Genomic DNA, 17,703 nt, shown 5'->3' on the forward strand with positions numbered 1-17,703 from the left:
GGGGACTTTTTTCCTTAGGCTCCCGAGCCAAGATGCTTACCCAATAAGCTCTGCGAGCGGAAGCGAAATCGTCTGCCGCATCCATGGTGGCATTTCGCTGCTTTGCAGCTTCTCAAGGTCTGCAGTGCGGAGCTTATTGAGGATTTTGGAGACGTTACCAAGCGTAAGACCCTCAGGACCCAAAAAGTAGAGGGCCACGATTGCCAGTCCGGCTACCGAATCTGTGTGCTGAAAACAGTAGCTTGGAGCGTGCTGAAACCTTACTGTTAGATTGTATACTCGAATCTTCATGCTGCGAGCAGTAGTATAGAAAACCGGAGTGACCTGCATTTGGGTAGTTAACCCGAATTTCCGAACAGCCTCTGCACCATGGATCTGATATTTTGCATCCTTGGATTTCATGATCAGCTCAACTACATCAGCCAGTTCCGCACCAATTCGCCCAAAGGGGGGAATGGTTTCAAGGCGCACATAAACTCCCCGGCTGACCCTCTCAATCTCACCGCGAACAACAAGCCTATACAGCGCGCTGAGTACTGCTTTTCGGGGCCCAAGGTAGTGGAGTGAGCTAGTTTGGAATGGGCGCCGTGCTGGGTACCGCAGTACCCAATCTTTGACTGCGCTTGTGGCTCTGGGTGAGCTCGCCATTTTGGGTGCAGGCTCCTAAAGGCTTTCAGTTGTAGAGGAACTGAATATGGGGCCTAGTAAATGAGCTATGCCCTGCGATTCGGTAAAGGTCTCCTCCTCAATCCTTCCCGCGAGCAATACTTGGTCAGCGCTGGGGTAATGCCGCAATAGAAACTTCGCGTCGGATCTAAGCGTCATCGGGAGACTGATGTTTTGGGAGATTTCGACGAGAAACTCTCGCGCTTGGATGACTGCGCGAGTGCGTTCGTGCGGCATAGACATGGTCTATCCTCTGGAGGTGGATTTTGCAGGAGGATATTTTCTTGATGACTTGTAGATGTGCTTGTCAACTCGTAAAGGCTCAGCCCATTCGCCATGTTCCGAAAAGTACTTTTTGCCACTTGCGGTCTTGAACATTACACCTGACTTATTGGTTACCGAGTCGGCTACCTGAAGTACCTCGTCCAGCATCTCCATCTCCCAGGATTCGGTTCCGGTCAGCCTGCTAGGGATAACGACCGAGATCTTCTCAATTTGGAATCTGGGTCCTTCCTCGATAATTGCTTTTTTTAGGTCAGTGATGCTGGTCGTCATAAGGATGCTTTCGTAGCGTGCGCGGCCAATGACACGAACGACCTCCATGAAAAGCAGAGGAGCATTTAGCTCCAATTCGACGAATGACCAGGCCTGCACCGAGTCATCCTCGGTAAGGCCTTCTAAGAGAATCTCACCCTGTCGATGGGTCATGAACATGACTTGGTCCTCCCGGGCCTCGAACGTGATCAGCCTCGTGTTGTCCGAAGCTGCCTTACGGGGCGTCGATGAACAATATATTTTGTAGCCATATCTTGTTCAATATCGCTTTATCGCTTCCTTTTGCGGGTATGCAAAATGGAAACGAAAGAGCGCTTCGGAAAAGCTCTGCGGCTGGTGCGTCTCCGAAGGAATCTGTCCCAGGAAGCTTTTGCAGTGGTGAGCAGTCGGACGTTTATCAGCATGCTTGAGCGTGGGAAAACCAGCCCCACGTTGGAGAAGCTGGAAGAGCTTTGCTCTGTCTTGGAGGTTCATCCCGCCACCTTGGTTGCGCTCACGTACATCTCTACGGCGGGCGACAAGAGAGAATCAGGGAACGAGGTGCTTCAACTTATCTCGAGCGAACTGCAACAGCTGCTAGGGGCCCCTGAGACCGAGTGAGCGAAAGCCGGGCGCTCTAGGGCCTCATACTTCCAGTGAGCAGCGTTTCATTTCTCGAGCCTGGAAACGCTGCTCCTTTCAACCCGGCGCAGAAACGCAGATTCAGCCCGGGACAGAGCAGCTGTCGTGCATGCCTCCAGCAATCCATCTACTTCGGACGATGCGCCTCAGTACACTCTCCAAGCCCCTACTCATTGGATTTGTGTTAAGCACTGTATTTACGTACAGTTCTGAGCGATTTGTCAGGGCATGTCTCAGAGCTGCGTCGAGGAGCGTTCAGCGAACTCCTCAAGTGCGTCTAACCCAGACGTCCGTAATCACTTCACCTGCACGGCGAGAACTTTCTCAAGCGCATCGCGGAAGCCAGGCTTGAGGATCGTCCTTCCTTTCACATCCTCCAATTGGCCCCTGCTGCCAATCGACAGCCCCACTAGGCCAAGCGACGCCGGATCAATCGCAGCTTTCAACGCTGCCAACTCAGCATCATTCAAGAGCGGCCGAGTGGAAACCGCTTGCCCCGCTGCGCTTCCCAGAATAATCGGTGCGCCACTGTGCTTAGCCTTCCGCGACTCCTTGGCCTTGAGCGCCCGCAACTCTTTAGCGAGTAGGCTCACGCTCATGCGCTGCACTGGGTCTTGGATGTGTTCGATCCAATCATTTGGATCAGCCTTTGTCTTACTGGCCTTGGGCAGCGACGCGAGTTTCCAAGCCTGGATCAGTTCCCGGTAATGCGCGCCGGTCGTATTGACGATTGACTTTTCACCGGGAACCGGCAGCCCACGGTCTTTGCCAAGGGTGACGATGGTCTTGTAGGAGAAGTCCAAGGAATGCCGCTCATGCAGCAACCGGCACGTTTCGTTGATGGCTTCCAGGCTGCGCTTACGGCGGCTATCGTTGGCCTCGCCCATCAGCCGCCCGTAGGTGTCCTGCGGCGAAACAAGTTGGTCACTCACTAATAGAAGCCTCCTGGTTCAACTGGCACACGCGAATGGGATCGGAGAGAAGCTGTACGATCTCTGTCGAGATGCGCGTCAGTTCGGGCTCGTGAGTGTCAATGTCGAGCAGCATCCGGTCGCCCGAGAACAGGTCGCCGACTTTTTCCCAGGACCCCAAACGCTGAAGGAGAATCCGATTCATCTCGTTGGCGACGACCAGCTTCTGTTCGTCGTCGAGTCTGAACATGGCCGGTGCCAGGCCGTTATTTTCGGCCATGCGATCGATGGCTTGTGCAATCAGAGGCACGGCCCGAGAGGGATTGGCCGAACGATAGATGGTCGCGTTCTGGCAGATTTCGGCCAGCAAGTGGTAATTCGTCTCGGAATCTTCAAAGGCGACACCGACCTCGGCAAGATCGCCACCGGCGATCAGTCTGACGCCATTCTCGCCTTCGCCGCTCTGCTCTCCTTTATTGATTAGTTTCAGGCAGCCCTGAACGTAGTGATTGACGGCAACATAGTCAGCCAGCAGGCCATCGAGCTTCCCTGCGCTCTGCTCCTGGATTGCTCTCGACTACTTAAGCTCTGCCTGCTCCTGTCGGGTGTCTAGCTGACTCGCCTGGCACAGGTCGTAGAATGCTTGCTCCAGAAGTTCAACCTTTTCCGTGTACTTTTGAAAACGTGCGCTTTCCGCGTGAGTCTCCAATGCGATTTCGTTGGCCAGCGCCACCAGCCCGCCAAGGAACGGAACTCCGGTGACGAAGAAACGGCAGCGTGGACAGTTTCTCTTACCGAGATAACCTGCCTCGACAGGTGCATAGAGACTTTCAACCTTTCTCTCAGCGAGAGCCTCACCACCAATATTGCATGCAGCGCCTGACATAGGGCAGATGCCGCAATCGAACACCATGCAGGCTGAGTTTGCCACGTCAGATTCGAGCAGCGAGCGATTACCGTCCGTTGCAATCAGTTGATTGAGAAGCGGCTTTAATCCGTGCCTCCTTACCGTTTCAGCATGACGCTGGGTGGCGACCTGAGCGGCGCGCTTTTCAGTCTCGCCCATGGTGCGGCGCATCTGATCGCTGTTCAGCTTGGTGTAGTAGATCGTCATAACCAGCGAGGCATGGCCGACCAGCTTAGAGATCAGTTGAATGGGCGCGTCGCCGTCTGCGATGAACGCCGTAATCAGGCTGACGCGCAGGCTGTGCGGTGTGTAGGGACTGAGATGGCGCTGATTGTTGGCTTTGAAGTTGGGGCTTTCGCTGGCAAGGTTTTCGCCGGAGCGCTGAATCGCGTAAAGCAATGCTGGCAAGGTGTGGGTGAAAGCCGTTGTGGTGAACGCCGGCTGACCCGAGGCATCCGTGCGGAACAGAAAGCATTGGGTGCCACGTGCTTGCAAAATCTTCTCATTGGTTTCGGCGCGAAGTTTGATGGCAGACCAGCGCGTCGGCTCTCTCAGCGGGTTGTATTTGGCTTGCCAGTCGCGCAACAAGAGGAACCAATAGAGCAGATCATCAGGAACCCACGGAGCTTCATAGCCGCCTTCCTTGCGTCCGGTCTTGTTGGTAGTCACATAGAGCTTCGGGGCGTCGTTCTCGCCGCGCTGCACCGCAGCTTGCGGGCGACGTTTCTTGCTCCCTTTCCCGGCCAGGGGGCCGGTGTTCTTCTCCCAGCGAACACCGCCATGCTCAGCATCAAGAACGGCAATTTCGTCATCCGCCTCGCCGCTGTCGAGCCAGAGGATCTGTTGGCCGCGCAGCGGAAAACGCAGCAGTGAGTAGAGCGCCACGAAGCGAACAGGCGACCAAATCTGATAGCTGTTTACCACTTCGCGCTTGTCTTTCATCTTGCGATCAGCCTTGACCTCGCGCCAGATGCAGTTCGGATCGTCGCGATCGATCAGCGACTCGTCCACATAAATCCAGTCGGCGCGGCTCGCAAAAAAGTCCTGTAGGTGCGGCAAATCCGTCAGGCTGGGCCGTGTCTGTAATACCTGTTCGCCGTTCGGCACGAGGAAATTTCGCGCACGGAGGATGTATTCATAACCGAGCGGCGGCTTGGTGGACTCGCTGGGCCGGTAGGCCTGCAAGCTATCTACAAAGCCGGCCAACACCGTCTGAAAGGGGTTCCGGTACTCAGCAAGCACAATGCGCTCGTCCGCGTCGGCATCAGTGCAGTGTTCATCCAAAAGCCAGCCGAAAAAGGCCGTGATAGCACCGTGAAAAGGCCTTTTAAGGGACTCGGCTTGGCCCTCAACGAACTGCTGGTAGGCCTCAATGGGGAATGGATTGGCGCGCAGCAGCAGATGCCTGGGTTCGTCGGGCAACCTCTGAACCTGATAGAAACCACCCAGAAAAGCCTTGATCGCGGATTTCTTTCCGGTGATGTTCGTTTGGGTCTTTAGCCACCGCTCAACATTTGCCCACATGAGCGGGTAGTCCGCTAGCGCAGCGCTAGGGTTTGCTTTGCCGAAGAAGTCGTACCAGTCGATCCAGCCGGCGACGACATAGGCTGTCTGGGGGTGGGCCGGTAGCCTCGGGTCTTCGCGGTAGCGCTTTTTGTAGTCAAGCTGGTTGTTAATGCCCAACGTCTGAGCGGCGGCTTGGGCCTCGGCATACGTCGGGTAGAAGTCGGGCCGTTCATTGCCCAGGAGGCCGTACCAGTCGATCCAGCCTGCGTCGGCATAGACCTGATTAGGGCTGGCCGGCAGCCTCGGGTCTTCGCGGTAGCGCTTTTTGTAGTCAAGCTGGTTGTTAATGCCCAACGTCTGAGCGGCGGCTTGGGCCTCGGCATACGTCGGGTAGAGGTCTGGCCGTTTATTGCCGAGGAAGTCGTACCAGTCGATCCAACCGGCGTCGGCATAGACCCGATAAGGGGTGGCCGGCAGCCTCGGGTCTTCACGGTAGCGCTTTTTGTAGTCAAGCTGGCTGTTAACGCCCAGCGCCTGCGCTGCCGCCTGGGCCTCAGCGCAGGTCGGGTAGAGATTAGGCCGTTCATTGCCGAGGAAGTCGTACCAGTCGATCCAGCCGGCGTCGGCATAGACCTTATGGGGGGTGGCCGGCAGCCTCGGGTCTTCGCGGTAGCGCTTGTGGTAGTCAGGATGGGTCTTAATGTCCAGCGCCTGAGCGGCGGCCTGGGCCTCAGCGTAGGTCGGGTAGAAGTCCGGTAGTTTATTGCCGAGGAAGTCGTACCAGTCGATCCAGCCGGCGACGACATAGGCTGTCTGGGGGTGGGCCGGCAGCCTCGGGTCTTCGCGGTAGCGCTTGTGGTAGTCCGGCAGGCCCTTAATGCCCAACGTCTGAGCGGCGCCTTGGGCCTCGGCATAGGTCGGGTAGAGGTCGGGCCGCTCCTTGCCGAGGAAGTCGTACCAGTCGATCCAGCCGGCGTCGGAATAGGCCTGATTGGGACTGGATGGCAGCCTCAGGTCTTCGCGGTAGCGCTTTTTGTATTCAGAACGACTCTTGATGCTCAGCACCTGGACGGCAGTTTTGGCCTCGGGGTAGGTATAAAAATTCTTCTTGGCTGCCATTAGTTTCAGTCCTTGATCACCAAGCAGTCGGCCTCTGCATGCCGCAACTGCATTCGGCACTCCAAATCGCGGAGTTCTTCACGCATCTGTTTCGCCGTAGGCTGCGTATAGATCAGACTCGATTCGAGCGAAACGTGGTGCATGGCGTTCCTAATCGTGAGTTGCGAAGCTCCATCACGTGCCAGCCGCTGACCAAATGCATGTCGGTGGCCGTGAGGGGTGGTACCCGCCATCTTGTAATAATCCAACCCTATCCGCTCAACGGCCAACTTGTGGGCCTTGCGAAACATGCGGTGCGAATAGGGCTTGCCGTCCCTGGTGGTGAAGGCATAGGGGTGAGCTTCGCCAGCCTTCGGCTTCACCCGCTGTTTAAGGTGGTAGTCACGCCATAGGCCGGCAAATACCTGCCCAAAATCACCGGGATAGAAAAACACCTCAAAGCAGTGTCGATGCGGGTCAGTAATCAATACGTTCTTCCAGCCGAGAAACAGCGGGTCTGTCGCCTTCACCAGCCGATTACGGGGTTGCAGCCCGTATTGGCTTTGCAGGTAAGCAGCGCGGTTGGTTTTACCGTCAGGTGCCAGCCCGTACTCAGGGTGATAAACACGGACGATGACCTCCCCATCCTCTACGCTAACGTCATCGCTCCATAGCGACAGCGCTTCGGACAGCCTCACTCCACCGTATTCCATGAGGTAGGTAATCAGGACATTGCGAAGGTCTATCGGCCCGCGTGAATCTCGCGCCCGCCTACGGAAGCCCTCCGATACCAACTGATCGAAGCATTCCTCTGGAAATGCCTTGGCGGGCGTTTGCCGCTCAACAGGCATTGTCCTTGAGCGCACGGCTCGGGACTGACTCATCTGCGGTTTGGAGCGCCAAAGGTGTGACAGGAATGCGTTGTCCCTACGATGAGAATACGCAGCCCAACTCAGCCGTTCTTCATGCCGAGTCGCTTGTCGCCAGGGATTAAGCTGAAGCTTGGCGTCCTCATTTACGAGCGCTAGCCAATCGGTGAACTGCGTAACATGGCCGATCAGCTTACTAGCGTCATCCGGCTGCCTGGGCTGCCACCACAGACCAGAAGGATCGCCGATGCTCGAGACGGTACCCGTGAACAATGCATCGGAAAATGCAGTAAACAGCGTGCGCGGCTCGTCATAGAAACCATGGTGGGCCTCCATGAACTCCAACAGCAACCGGACTGCGAAAACCGAAGAGTCTTGCCAAGAACGGCTCTTTCGGTGATTCAAATGCATGTATCGAGCAAACTGATCCAGAACTCCATGCTCGGTTACGATGACTGGCAGGACATGCTGTATGCCAGTCGCATCGACCACAAAAGATCTGAATTCTCGGTGGGACGACTCAAGGATTGATGGCATGGATCACTCCCCCAAGCCTTGAACGTGGGGCGATATCTTCTGTAAAGCCCCCTCTCGAAAGCCATGAAAACACCACGCCCTCTGAGCGGCGCAGTTTGATACGTCGTTATATTTAATGACGTCGAAGAGGTTGAGTGGATTGGGCATAGCGTGAGCTCTGGTTAGTGACGCAACCAGAATGACGAGGAAGCCGATAGCGATTCAACTCAACTCAATGCATTTACCACCACCTAGCAGAGCGGCGTTTACTCGAGATTTCTGCCCTGGTCAGTCCAACGCAATTCGCTTACCTACATAGGCTGCACTACACGTGCGTAGGCCGGATCAGATGGTCAAAGAAAGGACAACCGCTGTCGTCACCACTGTCAGGCGAAACTGCCTCTATAGCCTATCGCTCCTGGCCGGAGCTGATGCGACCTGAGCGACCTGGTTCCTACGCTATGACTTTGCTTATGCGGTTTGGGAAAACGTGCACTTTTCTGGGGTAACTCCTACAGGGGGAGAGCGGGCCAACAGGCCATGGGGGGCGAGAACTAACCTCCAAACCGCAAGGAACTAGAGTTTTTGGTGATTTCTAGGGGCTCACTTAGGGATAACTAATCGCAGAAGCCGCACTGATTCCAGGAACAGCCGTTGGTGACGGGAAGAATGAGCGAGTGTGCTTCGCTCGGCGGCCGGAACACCGGCTCGATGTAGGAAATGGGGAATTCGTTGGGCATGGGCTAATCAAGTCTTGAGGGCGATCTCAGCCGCCGATGATCTTCATGATGGTGACGCCGCCGGAGAAGGCGACTTCCTGCTTGTCCGCCAGGGCGCTCACCAGCAACCGCTGCAAGGCGGGGAGCGCCTGGTGGCGCGGTTTGTCCAGCAGGTCGCCGACGTAATGGCGGTTGCTCGACGACAGGCAGCCGTGCAGCCAGCCGGTGGAGGACAGGCGCAGACGCGAACAGGTCCGGCAGAACGGCACGCTTTCATTGGCGATTACGCCGAAATAGCCCTGCCCCGGCACTTCATAACGAATGGCCGTGGCATCCACCGGCGCATCGGCCTGGATATAGGGATGGCGTTCGCCGATGAGCTCCAGCAGCTCCTGCAAGCTGACGAACTGCCGGTGGAAGCCGTTCGGATCGTGGGCCAGGTGGCCCATGCGCATCAGCTCGATGAAGCGCAGCTCGAAGCCGTGCTCCAGGCAGTAGTCCAGCAGCGGCACGACCTGGTCGAGGTTCTGCCCGCGTAGCGGGACCATGTTGAGCTTGATCTTCAGGCCGGCCGCGCGGGCTTCGTCGAGCCCCTTGAGCACCGAGGCCAGGTCGCCGCCACGGGCAATGCGCCGGAAAGCATCGGCATCCAGCGTATCGAGGGAAACATTGAGGCGGCGGATGCCGCAATCCAGCAGCAGCGGCAGCTTTTTCGACAGCAGCTGGCCGTTGGTGGTGATGGCGATGTCCTGCAGCCCGAGACGGCTGACGCCATGCAGGAAGGCATCGAGCTTCGGACTGACCAATGGTTCGCCGCCGGTGACGCGCAGACGCTCGATACCGGCGGACTCGATCAGGTAGGCGACCCCGCGCACCAGGGATTCCGCCGACAGCTCGTCCTGCGCCGCGACCAGGCGTTTGCCGTCCGGCACGCAATAGGTGCAGGCGTAATTGCAGGCGGCGGTCAGGCTCACGCGAAGATTGCGGAAGCGCCTGCCCTGGCGGTCGACGATCATGCTCGGCTCCGGTGGCGATCACTCATGCAAGTATATCCCCACCGGCGCCGGTAGCCCTGTCGCAACCGCGACGATGAATCGCGCGAATGGCGACTCAGGCGGCCGGCGTATCGCCGTCGCGCTTGCGCTTGTTGCCCATGCGCACGCCGATGTCCATGAGGAACTGGAAGAAGCCCTCCTGATCCTCCAGCACTTCGCGCCAGAACGGCGAGTGGTACAGCGCCACGGCGCCATGCACCAGCGCCCAGGCCGCGCAGTAGTGGAAGTAGGCCGGCACGTCTTCCAGCTTGCCCGCCGCGATGCGTTCCTTGATCAGCTGGCTCAGGCGCTCGAAGTTGGATTCGCGGATCTTGTGCAGCTCCTCGACCATCTCCGGGACCTGGCTGGTCTTCACCACCTTCTCCTCCAGGCGGTCGAACAGGCGGTAGCGCTGCGGATCGCGCATGCGGAACTCGAAGTAGGCGCGCGACAGGCGCTCCTTGTCGCGGGCGACGTCTTCGGAGTGGAACAGGTCGGCCAGATCGCGCTCGTAGTCCAGCATCAGGCGCAGGTAGATCTCCGCCTTGGACTTGAAGTGCTTGTAGATGGTGCCTTTGCCGATACCCACGGCATCGGCGATCATTTCGACCGTGACACTGTCTTCGCCCTGCTCAAGGAACAGCTTGAGGGCGGTGTCGAGGATTTCCTGTTCGCGACGACGGAATTCGCGAACCTTGCGCGGCTCTTTCTGCATAAAAAGACTGTTCGGTCAAAAATAGTCAAAATTCGAAGCCGCGTATTATGCCTATTCAGCGCCAAATTGCACGGATCATCCGACATGATTAGCTTTTCTTCCGAGTTTCCCCAACAACCCGGCCTGCGCTATCTGAACCACGCGGCGGTCGCGCCCTGGCCCAAGCGCGCCGCAGACGCCGTCGCGGCGTTTGCCCAGGAGAACATCCTGTTGGGTGCCCGCGACTATCCGCGCTGGCTGACCATCGAGAAGCGCCTGCGCGAGCGCCTGATGCGCCTGGTGAATGCCCGGACCACCGGCGATATCGCCCTGGTGAAGAACACGTCCGAGGCGCTGTCCTTCGTCGCTTTTGGCCTGGACTGGCGCGCCGGCGACCAAGTGGTGATCAGCGATCAGGAATTCCCCTCCAACCGGGTCGTCTGGGAAGCACTCAAACCGCGCGGGGTGGAAGTCATCCAGGTGAACCTGGACGGCGATGATCCCGAAGGCGACCTGCTGGCCGCCTGCACACCGCGCACGCGCCTGCTCTCGATCAGCGCCGTGCAGTACGCCAGCGGCCTGCGCATGGACCTGGAGCGCCTCGGGGCGGGCTGCCGCCAGCGCGGCGTGCTGTATTGCATCGACGCCATCCAGCAACTGGGCGCCCTGCCCTTCGACGTGCAGGCCTACGACTGCGCCTTCGCCATGGCCGATGGGCACAAATGGATGCTCGGCCCGGAAGGCCTGGGCGTGTTCTATTGCCGCGCCGCCGAACGCGAACAACTGGCGCTGCAGGAATACGGCTGGCACATGCTGGAAAACGCCGGCAACTACGACCTGGCCGACTGGCAGCCGGCGCTTAGTGCTCGCCGCTTCGAGTGCGGCAGCCCGAACATGCTCGGCGCAGTGGCACTGGACGCCAGCCTTGGCCTGCTGGAAGAGGTCGGCATGGCGGCAGTAGGCGAACTGGTGCAGGCGCGCGTCCAGCAACTGCATGACGGCCTGGGCCGCCTCTGCGGCGCCTCGCTGCACAGCCCGGCAGAACCGACTCGCCGCGCCGGCATCCTGACGTTCAGCCTGGCCGGCTGGGACAATACCCGTCTGCTGGAGCGTTTGCGCGCGGAGCAGGTGGTGTGTATCCAGCGCGGCGCCGGCATCCGCTTCTCGCCGCACTTCTACACCAGCGAAGCGGTCATCGAGGAGACCCTGGCGCTGATCGGGGCTTTGGCGGGGCAATAACGCAGGCGCGGCCGAGAAAGCTGCTCAGCCCGGTGTGATGTATTCCAAATCCGTTTAAAAAACACCGGGCCCCCTGTGGCAAGCGCGGCATCTTGACCAATACTTGTAGATACCGGCGCGCGGCATCTCCCCCCAAGTGCTCCGCCGGTGAAGGTACCGAGGATCGCGTACCTTATTGTTAAACTCCTAATGGTCTTGACCCGGATTCATCCCCCAGAACCCGGGTTTTTTTTGCGCGCGGGAAAGCTGTCCGCGCACCGACCGTCAGCAGGCCAGCGGGAACAGCCGGCGGAAATTGGCAGTGGTCTGCTCGGCCAGCGTTTCGAAACTCACCCCACGCAACACGGCCAGGTACTCGGCCACCTCGCGCACGTATTCGGGAAGGTTCGGTTTGCCGCGATGGGGCACCGGCGCGAGATAGGGCGAATCGGTTTCCACCAGCAGGCGGTCCACCGGCACCTGACGGGCCACTTCGCGCAATTGCTCGGCATTGCGGAAGGTGACGATACCCGACAGCGAGATATAGAAGCCGATATCCAGCGCCGCCTTGGCCATCTCCCAGTCTTCGGTGAAGCAATGCAGCACACCGGCCTGCGGCAGCGCGGCCTCGCGCAGCAACGCCAGGGTATCGGCGCGGGCTTCGCGGGTATGCACGATGACCGGCTTGCCGGTCACCTTGGCGGCCTCAAGGTGCAGGCGGAAGGCCTCTTGCTGCAGCTCGGCGGCCTCGGGCTCGTAGTGATAGTCCAGGCCGGTCTCGCCGATGGCCACCACGCGCGGATGGTTCAACTCGCCCAGCAGCCAGTCCAGCGCCGGCGCGGCGCCCGGCTCTAGGTCCAACGGGTGGACGCCGACCGAGCAATGCACGTCGGCGTAGCGATCTGCCAGATCCTTCACTGCCCTGGCATTGTCCGCGCTCACGCCGATGCACAGGAACTGGCTGACACCGCGCGCACGGGCAGCGTCCAGCGCGGCATCCAGCGATCCGTCGTGGGCGGCGAGATCGAGACGATCGAGGTGGCAGTGGGAATCGACCAACATGAAAACTTTCTCCGGAAAATGACGAAGCGCCCCTCGGGGCGCTTCGTGTTTGCAGCCTGTACAAGCTGCCATTCTCGCATGGTATGAGCTACATGGTATGGGTCGGGCGATCCGACTTCAGCGCACCGGCGAGATAGGTCTCGATCTTGTTGCGCGCGGTGTTGTCGCCGTCGTTGAACTGCACGCCAATGCCGGCGGCACGGTTACCCTGCGCGCCGCGAGGAGTGATCCAGACCACCTTGCCGGCGACCGGGATCTTCTCCGGCTCGTCCATCAGGTTAAGCAGCATGAAAACTTCATCGCCCAGCTTGTAGGTCTTGTTGGTCGGAATGAACAGCCCGCCATTGCGGATGAACGGCATGTAGGCGGCATACAGCACGGATTTGTCCTTGATGGTCAGGGACAGGATTCCGTTACGCGGACCCAGATTTGGTGGCAAGCTCATTCAGCTGTCCTGGCAGATTTTTCCGATGGCCGGATTCTAGCCCGGCCCGGGCAGACTTGCCCACTGTACGAGCAAGGCTTCGAGAAGCAAGGCACGGTTGAGGTTGGCTTTATTGAGGACTTTCTGCCGTTGCAGCAGCAACCAGTCCTGCATTGCCAGCACCTTGGGCTGTGTCGACTTCTCGGCGAGATACTGCACGACCTTGCGCATGTCGGTCAGGCCCAGGCCCTCTTCGTCCCGAGCCAGCTGGTAACGCAGGATCAGCAGCGACCAGTCGCAGAACCAGTCGAACAATAGTGGCAAAGGTACAGCATTCCAGCTTTCGGCCAGCTGACCTGGGGCAACCTGCTGCTTGAGCAGCTTCTTCACCCCTTCGACCACTTGTGCGCGCTGCTCGCGCACGCCTTGGCCCTGCAGTCGCAGCGCGGTCAGCGGTGAACCACCAGCGAGCACCAGCAACTCGTCCAAGGTCTCCACTGGCTCGGCCGGCAGGGCGCCCGCCAGCCAGGCACGGGCCTGCTCGGCAGAAGGCTGCGGGCAGGCCTGCTGTACACAGCGGCTCTTGATGGTCGGCAACAGCCGGCTGGGCTGGTGGCTGATGAGCAGCAGCACGGTATCGCCGGAGGGCTCTTCGAGGCTTTTCAGCAGGGCGTTGGCGGCATTCAGGTTCATTGCCTCGGCCGGCTCCAGCAGCACCACCTTGCGCCCGCCCAACTGCGCGGTCTGCACCACGAAGCCCACCAGCTCGCGAACCTGATCGACCCGAATGGGTTTCTCCGGCTCCTCCGGTTCCAGCAGGAAGAAATCCGGGTGCGTGCCGGCGGCGAGCAACTGGCAGGCCTTGCATTGGCCGCACGCGTTGCCGCCCGCGGGTCGCTGGCACAGCAGGAAGTGCACCAGATTGTCCGCCAGCGCGCGCTTGCCGATGCCTGCCGGCCCGTGCAGCAGATAGGCATGGGCATGGCGCGGGCGGCTGCTGAGCTGCTGCCAGAGGCCCTGCTGCCAGGGATAGATGTCAGCCATTGAGGCGCTCCAGCAGGATCGGCAGCAGGCCGTCCAGGTCGCGCTGCACCTCGGGCAGCGTCTGCGCCGCATCGAGGATGTGATAGCGCGCAGGCTCTGCGCGGGCGCGATCCAGGTAGGTATTGCGCACCGCCTCGAAGAAGGCGCGCCCTTCCTGCTCGAAGCGGTCCAGGCGACCGCGGGCGGCCGCGCGGGACAGGCCGATTTCCACCGGCAGGTCGAACACCAGGGTCAGGTCCGGGCGCAGGCTGCCTTGGACAAAGGTTTCCAGTTGTGCAATGCGCTCCACCGGCAGACCACGACCGCCGCCCTGATAGGCATAGGTCGCATCCGTGAACCGATCGCAGAACACCACCGCGCCACGCTCCAGGGCCGGACGGATGACCCCGGCGATGTGCTGCGCCCGGGCAGCGAAGACCAGCAGCAACTCGGTATCCACGGCCATCTTCTCGTCGCTGGGGTCCAGCAGCAGCTCACGGATGCGCTCGGCCAGCGGCGTACCGCCGGGCTCGCGGGTCAGCTGGACCTCGATGCCGCGTTCGCGCAGGCGCTCGGCCAGGTACTCGCGGTTGGTGCTCTTGCCCGCGCCTTCGGGGCCTTCCAGGGTGATGAACAGGCCGGTCACTCGGCTCACTCCTTGTGTTGTCGGGCTACTGCGCTGCAGGGGTATCTGCGGCGGGAGCGTCGTCGTCCGGCGTCTGCGCCGGCGCCGGAACGGGCGCCGGGCTGGAACGGTAGTCGGTGCGGCGCTTGATCTGGAATTCCTGGACGGCCTTGTTGTGATCGTCGAGGTTGTCGGAGAAGGTGTGGCTGCCATCGCCGCGGGCGACGAAGTACAGGCTCTGTCCCGGCACCGGGTTCAGCGCGGCGTGGATCGCCTCGCGGCCGGGCAGCGCGATGGGCGTCGGCGGCAGGCCGGCGACCACATAGGTGTTATAGGGCGTTGGCGTGCGCAGGTCGGCCCGGGTGATCTTGCCGACGTAGCGCTCGCCCATGCCGTAGATGACGGTCGGGTCAGTCTGCAACAGCATGTTCTTCTGCAGGCGGCGCACGAAAACGCCGGCGATCTGGGCGCGCTCCTGAGCTACGCCGGTTTCCTTCTCCACCAGCGAGGCCATGATCAGCGCCTGGTACGAGTCCTTGTAGGGCAGGTCCTCGCCGCGCTTGTCCCACTCCTCGGCGAGAATGGTCTCCATGCGCTGGTAGGCGTGCTTGAGGATATCGACGTCCTTGGTGCCGCGGACGAAGCGGTAGGTGTCGGGGAAGAAGCGGCCCTCGGGGAAGACGCCGGGCTTGCCCAGCCTGGCCATCACGTCGGCGTCGCTGAGGCCGTTCAGGGTCTGGTCCAGCTTGGGCTGGCGGGCGAGCAAGTCGCGGACCTGATGGAAGTTCCAACCCTCGACCAGGGTCAGGCCGTACTGCACGACGTCGCCCTCGCGCCACAGATCGAGCAACTGGGCGGCAGTCATGCCGGGCGTCAGGCGATATTCACCGCTGTGCAGCGCCTCGCCCGCCAGGTTGAAGCGCCAGTAAAGACGAAGCCAGAAGCCGCCGTGCAGGACGTCCTCGTCCTCCAGGCGGGTCAGCAGACGACCGGGGGTGGCGCCGCTGGGAGCATCCAGCAGGCGCTCTTCGGTGAGCTGGAGCGGCTGCTGCAGCGCCCGCTGCTGCTCCCAGGCCGCCAGGCCCAGCATGAGCCCGGCCAGCAGCAGGCCGCCTTCCAGCAGCACCAGCAATTTGCGCATCACGTATCAGGAATCCAGAAGTTCGCGGAGTTGGCCCTGCAGTTTACGGGTCAGGGGCCCGACCGGCCAAGTGAACTCGGCCACGCCGAGCACCGGCCAGATACCGTAGAGACTGTTGCAGAGAAAGACCTCGTCGGCGTCCGCCAGTTCGCCGTGATCGATGTCGCGCACGATGACCGGCAGGCCCTGGCTACGGGCGCGCTCGATGATCTCGGCGCGCATGACCCCGGCAACGCCGCAGCGGCCCAGCTCGGCGGTGATCAACTCGCCGTGCTTCACCAGAAACAGGTTGCTGAACACACCTTCGATGACGCGCCCGGAAACATCGCGCATCAATCCTTCGGCGAAAGCCGGATCGCTCCATTCGGCGCGAGCCAGGACCTGCTCCAGGCGATTGAGGTGCTTGAGACCGGCCAGCAGTGGCTGCTCGGCCAGGCGGGTGGCGCAAGAGAAGAGCCGGACGCCCTCCTCCCGGTTCTTTGCCGGGTAAGCCGGCGCAGGCGAGGCCAGTAATAGTCGGCGCACCTGGGCATCAGCCTGCGGTGCGTAGCCACGCGCACCTTCGCCGCGGGTCAGCACCAGCTTGGCGACACCATCACCCAGCAGGGCGGAGAAACGCAGGATTTCATCTTCGACGAGATCGAGCGAGACCGACAGGGAAAGGCGCCTGACGCCCTCCTCCAGCCTCGCCCGGTGGCGCGCCAGCAGGCGCGGGCGGCCTGCGGACACGCGGATGGTCTCGAACAACCCGTCGCCGTAGGCCAGTCCGCGATCACGCGCGGACAGTACCTCGGCGCTCTGGCCGTCGATCCAGCTCAGCATCAGCCCTGGAACCGGCGGAACACCAGGGAACCGTTGGTGCCACCGAAGCCGAAGGAGTTGGACAAGGCGACGTCGATCGGACGCTCCTTGGCCTGATGGGCGACCAGGTCGAGGTCGCAGCCTTCGCTGGGGTTATCCAGGTTGATGGTCGGCGGAGCCACCTGATCACGCAGCGCAAGCACGCTGAAGATCGCCTCGACCGCGCCGGCAGCACCCAGCAGGTGACCGGTCATCGACTTGGTAGAGCTCATCGACAGTTTGTAGGCGTGGTCGCCGAAGATCGACTTCACCGCGGAGATCTCCGCGATATCGCCGGCCGGCGTCGAGGTGCCGTGGGCGTTGATGTAGTCGACCTGATCTGGATTCAGGCCAGCATCGCGCAGTGCGGCTTTCATGCAGCGTGCAGCGCCTGCGCCGTCTTCCGGCGGAGCAGTCATGTGGAAGGCGTCGCCGCTCATGCCGAAACCGACGATTTCTGCGTAGATACGCGCGCCACGAGCCTTGGCGTGCTCCAGCTCTTCCAGCACCAGAGAGCCTGCGCCGTCAGAGAGCACGAAGCCGTCGCGATCCTGGTCCCACGGACGGCTGGCCTTGGTCGGCTCGTCGTTGCGGGTGGACAGCGCACGAGCGGCACCGAAGCCGCCCAGGCCAAGACCACAAGCGGCCATTTCGGAACCGCCGGCGACCATCACGTCAGCGTCGCCGTAAGCGATGTTGCGCGCGGCCATGCCGATATTGTGGGTGCCGGTGGTGCAGGCAGTGGTGATGGCGTAGTTGGGGCCCTGCAGACCGAGATTGATCGACAGGAACCCGGAAACCATGTTGATGACCGAACCGGGCACGAAGAACGGCGAGATGCGCCGCGGGCCCTGCTCGAACAGCGAACGACAGGTGTTCTCGATGTTGGTCAGACCGCCGATGCCCGAACCGATGGCAACGCCGATGCGCTCCCGGTTGGCGTCGGTGACTTCCAGGCCGGAATCGCGCACCGCCTGGTAGCTCGCGGCCAGGCCGTACTGGATGAACAGGTCGAGTTTGCGAGCTTCCTTGGCGGACATGTATTGCTCGACGTCGAACCCTTTCACCGAGCCGCCGAAACGGGTGGCAAAGGCGGACAGGTCCATGTGTTCGATCGGGGCGATACCGCTGCGCCCGGCGAGAATGCCTTCCCAACTGCTCGGCACATCCACACCCAGGGGCGACAACATACCCATGCCAGTGATGACTACGCGTCTACGCGACACTGTGACTTCCTCTCATGTGTTTCACGGCAATAACGCCGGCAGAAGCCG

At 60.8% G+C, this 17,703-nt stretch carries 18 protein-coding genes and 1 pseudogene; 2 read left to right on the plus strand and 17 right to left on the minus strand.

All coding sequences use genetic code 11. The features are described 5' to 3' along the window. Positions 1–36: 36 nt before the first annotated feature. From RS899_RS16325 to RS899_RS16335, 3 genes are read right to left on the minus strand one after another with little or no spacing between them, the layout of a single operon-like run. Positions 37–648: a DUF6088 family protein gene (locus RS899_RS16325; RefSeq protein WP_315807588.1), complete on the minus strand. Its 612-nt coding sequence runs from the start codon at positions 646–648 to the stop codon at positions 37–39. Positions 649–663: 15 nt separating this feature from the next. Continuing rightward, positions 664–909, minus strand: a complete 246-nt coding sequence (locus RS899_RS16330; protein ID WP_315807589.1) for a BPSL0761 family protein — start codon at positions 907–909, stop codon at positions 664–666. 3 nt (positions 910–912) lie between these two features. Beyond that, entirely contained in the window at positions 913–1,380 is a 468-nt protein-coding gene (locus tag RS899_RS16335; protein ID WP_315807590.1) for a hypothetical protein, read from the minus strand. 138 nt (positions 1,381–1,518) lie between these two features. Between RS899_RS16335 and RS899_RS16340 the strand changes: the two genes are divergently transcribed. After that, positions 1,519–1,821: a helix-turn-helix transcriptional regulator gene (locus tag RS899_RS16340; protein ID WP_315807591.1), complete on the plus strand. Its 303-nt coding sequence runs from the start codon at positions 1,519–1,521 to the stop codon at positions 1,819–1,821. Between the two features lie 317 nt (positions 1,822–2,138). Here RS899_RS16340 and gmtX read toward each other — a convergent pair whose 3' ends face one another. The 7 genes and pseudogenes from gmtX to RS899_RS16375 all read right to left on the minus strand — a co-directional run bounded on the left by gmtX (position 2,139) and on the right by RS899_RS16375 (position 10,117). Continuing rightward, positions 2,139–2,774, minus strand: a complete 636-nt coding sequence (gmtX, locus tag RS899_RS16345; RefSeq protein ID WP_315807592.1) for a gamma-mobile-trio protein GmtX — start codon at positions 2,772–2,774, stop codon at positions 2,139–2,141. Continuing rightward, positions 2,767–3,123, minus strand: a complete 357-nt coding sequence (locus RS899_RS16350; protein ID WP_315807593.1) for a hypothetical protein — start codon at positions 3,121–3,123, stop codon at positions 2,767–2,769. The genes gmtX and RS899_RS16350 overlap by 8 nt, the downstream gene beginning before the upstream one ends. A gap of 207 nt (positions 3,124–3,330) precedes the next feature. After that, positions 3,331–6,285 (minus strand): VPA1269 family protein, encoded by a 2,955-nt coding sequence (locus RS899_RS16355; protein ID WP_315807594.1) that lies wholly within the window; start codon positions 6,283–6,285, stop codon positions 3,331–3,333. A gap of 5 nt (positions 6,286–6,290) precedes the next feature. Beyond that, positions 6,291–7,670, minus strand: a complete 1,380-nt coding sequence (gmtY, locus tag RS899_RS16360) for a gamma-mobile-trio recombinase GmtY (protein WP_315807595.1) — start codon at positions 7,668–7,670, stop codon at positions 6,291–6,293. Between the two features lie 599 nt (positions 7,671–8,269). Then, a pseudogene (locus RS899_RS16365) lies at positions 8,270–8,389 on the minus strand (radical SAM protein); the annotation flags it as partial. 26 nt (positions 8,390–8,415) lie between these two features. Then, entirely contained in the window at positions 8,416–9,384 is a 969-nt protein-coding gene (locus tag RS899_RS16370; protein ID WP_054910746.1) for a GTP 3',8-cyclase MoaA, read from the minus strand. Positions 9,385–9,478: 94 nt separating this feature from the next. Then, positions 9,479–10,117: a TetR/AcrR family transcriptional regulator gene (locus tag RS899_RS16375; protein ID WP_045211585.1), complete on the minus strand. Its 639-nt coding sequence runs from the start codon at positions 10,115–10,117 to the stop codon at positions 9,479–9,481. A gap of 84 nt (positions 10,118–10,201) precedes the next feature. Between RS899_RS16375 and RS899_RS16380 the strand changes: the two genes are divergently transcribed. Further along, positions 10,202–11,335, plus strand: coding sequence for an aminotransferase class V-fold PLP-dependent enzyme (locus RS899_RS16380; protein ID WP_315807596.1), 1,134 nt, complete (start codon positions 10,202–10,204; stop codon positions 11,333–11,335). A 264-nt stretch (positions 11,336–11,599) separates the two neighbouring features. Here the strand turns inward: RS899_RS16380 and RS899_RS16385 are convergent, their stop codons facing one another. From RS899_RS16385 to fabF, 7 genes are all read right to left on the minus strand, one after another. After that, positions 11,600–12,376, minus strand: a complete 777-nt coding sequence (locus RS899_RS16385) for a TatD family hydrolase (RefSeq protein ID WP_054910748.1) — start codon at positions 12,374–12,376, stop codon at positions 11,600–11,602. Positions 12,377–12,464: 88 nt separating this feature from the next. Continuing rightward, entirely contained in the window at positions 12,465–12,821 is a 357-nt protein-coding gene (locus RS899_RS16390) for a PilZ domain-containing protein (protein ID WP_024764484.1), read from the minus strand. 36 nt (positions 12,822–12,857) lie between these two features. After that, positions 12,858–13,844: a DNA polymerase III subunit delta' gene (locus tag RS899_RS16395; protein ID WP_315807597.1), complete on the minus strand. Its 987-nt coding sequence runs from the start codon at positions 13,842–13,844 to the stop codon at positions 12,858–12,860. After that, positions 13,837–14,469, minus strand: coding sequence for a dTMP kinase (gene tmk, locus RS899_RS16400; RefSeq protein WP_315807598.1), 633 nt, complete (start codon positions 14,467–14,469; stop codon positions 13,837–13,839). The genes RS899_RS16395 and tmk overlap by 8 nt, the downstream gene beginning before the upstream one ends. 25 nt (positions 14,470–14,494) lie before the next feature. Then, positions 14,495–15,589, minus strand: a complete 1,095-nt coding sequence (gene mltG / locus RS899_RS16405) for an endolytic transglycosylase MltG (RefSeq protein ID WP_315810447.1) — start codon at positions 15,587–15,589, stop codon at positions 14,495–14,497. Between the two features lie 6 nt (positions 15,590–15,595). Beyond that, complete coding sequence (gene pabC, locus RS899_RS16410) at positions 15,596–16,411, minus strand: aminodeoxychorismate lyase (RefSeq protein WP_315807599.1); 816 nt, start codon at positions 16,409–16,411, stop codon at positions 15,596–15,598. Next, positions 16,411–17,655, minus strand: a complete 1,245-nt coding sequence (fabF, locus tag RS899_RS16415) for a beta-ketoacyl-ACP synthase II (protein WP_315807600.1) — start codon at positions 17,653–17,655, stop codon at positions 16,411–16,413. Before fabF ends, pabC begins: the two co-directional genes overlap by 1 nt. Positions 17,656–17,703: the final 48 nt, after the last annotated feature.

The organism is Pseudomonas sp. C9-3 (genome assembly GCF_032392015.1).
GTDB lineage: Bacteria > Pseudomonadota > Gammaproteobacteria > Pseudomonadales > Pseudomonadaceae > Pseudomonas > Pseudomonas nitroreducens.